General features: G+C 39.8%; 7 protein-coding genes. All 7 read right to left on the minus strand.

The genetic code is table 11. The features are described 5' to 3' along the window. Positions 1 to 69: 69 nt before the first annotated feature. Positions 70 to 1,371, minus strand: coding sequence for a sensor histidine kinase (locus tag OCV77_RS15685; protein WP_148449030.1), 1,302 nt, complete (start codon positions 1,369 to 1,371; stop codon positions 70 to 72). A gap of 1 nt (position 1,372) precedes the next feature. Next, positions 1,373 to 2,077 carry a LytR/AlgR family response regulator transcription factor gene (locus OCV77_RS15690; RefSeq protein ID WP_148449031.1) on the minus strand — a complete coding sequence of 235 codons (705 nt, stop codon included), beginning with the start codon at positions 2,075 to 2,077 and terminating at the stop codon, positions 1,373 to 1,375. A gap of 58 nt (positions 2,078 to 2,135) precedes the next feature. After that, entirely contained in the window at positions 2,136 to 2,471 is a 336-nt protein-coding gene (locus OCV77_RS15695; protein WP_118266037.1) for a helix-turn-helix domain-containing protein, read from the minus strand. Positions 2,472 to 2,674: 203 nt separating this feature from the next. Beyond that, a complete protein-coding gene (locus OCV77_RS15700) occupies positions 2,675 to 3,103 on the minus strand; it encodes an HTH domain-containing protein (protein ID WP_227061846.1) in 429 nt (142 codons plus the stop codon). 25 nt (positions 3,104 to 3,128) lie between these two features. Next, positions 3,129 to 3,845 (minus strand): AAA family ATPase, encoded by a 717-nt coding sequence (locus tag OCV77_RS15705; protein ID WP_148447541.1) that lies wholly within the window; start codon positions 3,843 to 3,845, stop codon positions 3,129 to 3,131. Positions 3,846 to 3,860: 15 nt separating this feature from the next. Further along, a complete protein-coding gene (locus OCV77_RS15710) occupies positions 3,861 to 4,928 on the minus strand; it encodes a hypothetical protein (protein ID WP_148447539.1) in 1,068 nt (355 codons plus the stop codon). 66 nt (positions 4,929 to 4,994) lie between these two features. After that, a partial coding sequence (locus OCV77_RS15715; protein WP_262575932.1) for a hypothetical protein occupies positions 4,995 to 5,421 on the minus strand: 427 nt, incomplete at its 5' end.

Genomic DNA, 5,421 nt, shown 5'->3' on the forward strand with positions numbered 1-5,421 from the left:
TTTGTATCGTCACTTTCACTGCTGTAATTTATTCTGTTTGTAATCAACTTTCCCCCTCACACGGGAATTTCAAAAAACTATTGAGGTTGTGATTCCATTGAGCAGAAGGGCTGCCTCAAAATGTTCCCCCTGATCCTTTAACAGAAGCTCCCCGCCATATTTTTCTGCCACTTTCCGCACTGAACGGATTCCCCTGCCGTGTTTTATTTTATCTTTTTTGCTTGTCTGTCGATAGGAACTTGTCCCGGATGGCTTGCTGTTCTTAATGGATAAAAGCAGTCTGCCCTCTTGAAACTTTGATTCTACATGAACATACCGTTTTTCCTGTTCCACTGCCATTGCTGCCTCTATCGCATTATCCAGAAGATTCCCATACAGAACACCCATGTCCCCGATATCCACGGATACTCTCTGGGGGAGCAGCGTTGTAACCTGCATCGGTATCTCTTTCTCTTTTGCCTTTATGCTTTTTACTTTTAATATGGCATTCACCACAGGATTTGCGGAATAAATGATCTCTTCTGCCAGCCGGATATCTCCCAATACTTCCTGCAGTCTGTCCTTGATCAGTTCCGCACTTCCCTGTTCCGCCGCTGCGAGCAGTCCCGTCAGCCGGTTCTTCATATCATGCCGGATGTCCTGTATCTGTTCCTGATACCGTTCCATGTCCTGATAGTATTCGTTCCGGTATAAGATTTCCCTCTGGATCATTTCCTCTTCGTGCTGTTTTTCTTCCACTGTCGTATACTTTTCAATCATCAGAAAGATGATATAGTTTGTGATGATAATGACAAAGATGATGCACATGCACAGCACGACCATCTGTGCCGAGATTAATTCTTTTGCAACCTCTATCAGTAAAAAGCAACTGATCAGGCTGCATAAAGGTATCATTGTCAACATATATTGCGTTTCTTTTGGCATTGCTGATAGTCGAATGCTTCTTCTAGATTTCAGTCTGCAAAACACCTCCACAATAGTTGCTTTCAAAAGTGCCATAAAAAACACGATAAAATAATATGAAACCGTGGTATCGTCCAACACCTTTTCCATGAATGCCTTATTAAACAAATATCCTAATGGTTCTGCAACTCCCATAATCCCCATATACAGCAGAACCGCAATCAGCCTGCTTGCAATCCCTGCCTCATACTGGCAGACATATACACAGAGAATTGCAACCATCGTCACAAAATTCAGCCAGCTTATCCCCATCTGGTTCACCGCACTTCCAATCAGCTCGCACACTATCAGCAGAAGGACCGAAAACTCCATGGAAGTTTTTCTGTTTCCGATGAACTCCTCTAAATATCTGCGGTAAATGCAGAGGTCAAAAAGATTTATGACAAGCCTCACCCCATATAATGCCATGTCACATTCCTCCCTGCACAAACGCTATGTGCTTTTCCGTCAGCTCCTTCCGGTACCCTCTTGTCACTCCCAGCTCTGTGCCGTCTGTAAGCATGACCATGCCGCTGGATACGGAATGAACATGTTTCAAATTAACGATAAAAGAGCCATGAACGGCGGCAAACATGCGCTCGTCCAGGTTCTCCCATATTTCATTCAGGTTCATGTTGGACTGATATTTCATTTTCTTTGTGTGGATTATCGCCTGACGCCCCCGCTTTTCCAGATACAGGATTTCGTCAAACTTCAGACTGTACCGCACCCTGCGGTAACTAAATGAGAAACTCTGATTGGTCAGATTCAGATAGGTCCCTGCCTTCTCAAACAGCACACGGAGCCTTTCTTCTGAGATTGGTTTTGGAATAAAATCAAATGTGACAACTTCAAATACACTTGGCATGTATTTGGTATAGCTGGTAAGAAACACCAGCAACGCCTTAGAATCTGTCTCACGGATCTGTTTTGCCACCGCAAGTCCGTCCATTCCAGGCATCTCAATATCAAGAATGTACATATCCGGCTTTTGCTCCGCATCTGCACATTCCCTCAATAATTCTTCCGGTCTGGTATAAAACACATACTCCACCGCATAGTCGATCATACGCAGTGTATAGCGTCTGATCCTTTCAATGTCCTGCTGATTATCATCGCAGATTGCTACCCTCATAAATCGTCTCCTTCTCAAAATATATTGATCAAATATACATCCCGGAGACTGTGCTGCTTTAACGGCCTGTCATCAGCTTTCTCATATACGCAAGCATACGGTCTATAAATGCATCCCGTTCCTCCCTGCTACAGTTTGCAAGGAACAGTTCAATATCAACCTTATGATTTGTATCCCCCGTAACCAGATAAGTCGGCTCAATCCTGTACTTCTCATACAAGATCAGCATTTTCTCCGGCTGTAAACCATAGACACCACTTTCGATTTTGCGATAATGCTCTACCCCTACATCCAGCGTCTCTGCAAAAACTTCCTGCGTATATCCACTGTTTTCTCTGGCGGTTTGCAACCTTTTTCCAATCTGTATATTGATTTCCTTCTTCTCTGTTTTCATGGAATTCACCTCGCTTTTATGGTAATGATACCAACGAGAAATACCCGAAAACAGATTGTAATACAACACTTCAAAAGTCGTATTGCGACATATCCCCATAAACGAAAAGTGAGCAGCAGACACCAATCCGCTACTCGCCTTCTATCTTTCTTTATTCTAATTACATTTCCTGTTATTCCACCAGTTTCCCAAGCACCACATGATTATATTGGTAACTCACAATCCTTTAGCCAAAATCGCAGTTCCATAACAGTCACAGCAATTTTATATTTTACTTCAATTTCAACTTTTTCTGGCGGATTGGCTAAAAGCCTGTCAATATCCTGTTCCTCAACATCAGCCATTTTTGCTATCGTTAGCTTGGATATGCCATGATAGGAAACAAGCACTTCCAAAAAACCGCTTAATTGCTTATCCTTATCTTCAATCGCTCCAAAATACAGAAATCCTGCTTTACTAAGTATTTTAAGACGCAATGCAGGATCATCTGGCAAACATTCCACATTGCCCATTACTACTCCATCTATTGTTTCTTCAGTTATTTCTAAATATTTTGAAAGAGTATTTTTATTAAAACGATACTCCTCAATTAAAAAAGTCAACATTTCTGAAATATTTTTTGTTTTTATCATATTTGTGCCCTAACACATTGTTTCTTTACTCTATCAACAATTTATCCAGCAACATCTGCCTATTGTTTATAAACATTTCTGTCACTTGATAACTCTCTGTTTCTTCATATTCACATAAATGTATGCTTCCATTATCAAAACAATAGATATCTGCATCCGGTATGCCTAACAGAATAGGCGAATGTGTAACTATAAAAAATTGCGCTCCCTCTTTTGCACATCTATATATTTGCATTAACAATGTAAGCTGTCTCTGAGGTGACAATGCAGCTTCCGGTTCATCAAAAAGATACAAACCATTTGGCCGCAAATTATTCTGTGCTAACGCAAGAAAACTCTCTCCATGTGACTTCTCGTGATATTTAGCCGAAGGATGTTTAAAATCTGCATATTCTTCTTCCTGCGTTGCAACATTATAAAAACTTTCGGCTCTAAGAAAGTATCCCCATTTTTCCTTCCGATAGCCTTTTGAAATTCTTATCACATCACATAATTCTGAATGTGTATCATGCGTGGAAAAAACATAATTCTTTGTTCCACCCTCAGGATTAAAACCATGTGCTACGGCAATTGCCTCCAATAAAGTGGATTTGCCACTGCCATTTTCTCCAACAAAAAAAGTAACCGGTTTGTTGAAATCAAGTTTTTTAACACCCCCAAAAGCCTCAATTCTCTTTAAATAACTATCGTTATCAATTCTATCCCAATCGAATATGACTCCTTGTATAAATTGATCGTTCATCTTATCCAAACTCCGTTAATTACGTGATACTTCATAATCACCGAATCTGTTATTGATTCCTGTTTCATACGAATACCATCGCGTAAATACAGACATATTTCTCAGGAAATTTTTGACTTTAGAATTGTCTTTAGTATCCGAATAATAATCTTCCATTAAATCCCATACATTACGGATTTCGCCTTCCGATCCGGTGCGTAATGTCTGAAATGGGACGTCTAAATCGAAATTGCTCTTTCCGATTGTTATTTTCAGATTACCATTAAATTTATTTTCCTCTGTAAAAGACGTTACCTGTTCCTTAAAAAACATCTTAAAATTCTCAGGCGGTATCGTTGATTCCTTTGCCAGACTGCTCCTTCCGACCTGATTTCTGAAATCCGAATTCCATATACTGTTAAAATCAAAACCACCGTCTAACGTAAGGCTAGAATTTGCTTCGATTTCATCACAGTCAATCCCGTCCAATTCCCATTTTTCCGTCATCTTCCGGACAGATTCTCTTAATGCCGCATTGGTGTCATTGCATTGATAGTAATAATCTGAATTATAATAAGTCCAATCACTGTGACCATCAGAATAGTATTTTTCATTCAATGCTTTTCCTTCCTGATAGTTCGCCTGACCTGCCGCCCTTGCATTTTCTTTTGCAAAAACCTCATACATCTCACTTACAATCTGCGTATTATCTGCTTCATTGGTTCCGGATGTCTGATGCTGCCCGGTCCTGTAAGTACGCATGGAAGTACAGCATTTCTCAAAATAAGAATCAAGATCCTCTCTGCTCACCTTTCCAGCATAAAAATCCTGCATATAATCCGAAATCTCTTTCTGCATTGCATAGCCAAAAGAATCTCCGAATGTGCTTTTCGGCATGCCTGTCACTACATTAAATTTTTGATAGCAGTCACATACATATACCAGTGGTTCTGTCATTTTCTCAAAGGTGTCTTTCCGGGTTTGAAGTTCTTTTTCCAACTCCTTTACTTTTTCTTTGTATTCATCATATTTACTTGTATCATTTACAATATTATTTACATTGTTTGAAGCAAGAGTTCCAATGTGAAGGGTACTATCACTCATATGTTATCTCCTAAATAATTTTATATATGTCTCATCGTTGTCATTTTCCGTTTCTGTTCCAGTCAATTATAACTTTTCCAATCTTTCCAGAAACGCAACATAGAATTCTCTCTCTTTCATACAAGCCCTCTGAACTTCTATGCTTTTAGGAACATATTCCAGTGGATGGTCTAAATTATATAAAGCCTGTTTCGTTGCCTGAATTGCAGATTCTGTTGTGTTTCCCAAAATGTCGATGTTATCCACATCGCCCTCGCCCTTCATCTGCTTATTCAGCCTTTGTATCATCATCTGTGATATATGGCTCAACATTCCGTTTTTCTTTATTCCCATACCATTCGCATTTACTTCCTTCGCTGCTTCCATCCATGCATCTTTTACATCCTGCGGAGCATTCGGACCAATCATATCAAATGCTTTTTCGTTAAAATCCGTATCTGCCATATATGGATTTATACTCTCATTTTCCTGTTTGGCACGTTCTGTACTAAAT

It is taken from the genome of Suilimivivens aceti, from assembly GCF_025567405.1.
GTDB lineage: Bacteria > Bacillota > Clostridia > Lachnospirales > Lachnospiraceae > Suilimivivens > Suilimivivens aceti.

Bases quoted from the DNA above. Each gene is read 5' to 3' on its own strand.
- OCV77_RS15685 (WP_148449030.1), bottom strand. From the start codon at position 1,371: ATGGCATTATATGGGGTGAGGCTTGTCATAAATCTTTTTGACCTCTGC.
- OCV77_RS15690 (WP_148449031.1), bottom strand. From the start codon at position 2,077: ATGAGGGTAGCAATCTGCGATGATAATCAGCAGGACATTGAAAGGATC.
- OCV77_RS15695 (WP_118266037.1), bottom strand. From the start codon at position 2,471: ATGAAAACAGAGAAGAAGGAAATCAATATACAGATTGGAAAAAGGTTG.
- OCV77_RS15700 (WP_227061846.1), bottom strand. From the start codon at position 3,103: ATGATAAAAACAAAAAATATTTCAGAAATGTTGACTTTTTTAATTGAG.
- OCV77_RS15705 (WP_148447541.1), bottom strand. From the start codon at position 3,845: ATGAACGATCAATTTATACAAGGAGTCATATTCGATTGGGATAGAATT.
- OCV77_RS15710 (WP_148447539.1), bottom strand. From the start codon at position 4,928: ATGAGTGATAGTACCCTTCACATTGGAACTCTTGCTTCAAACAATGTA.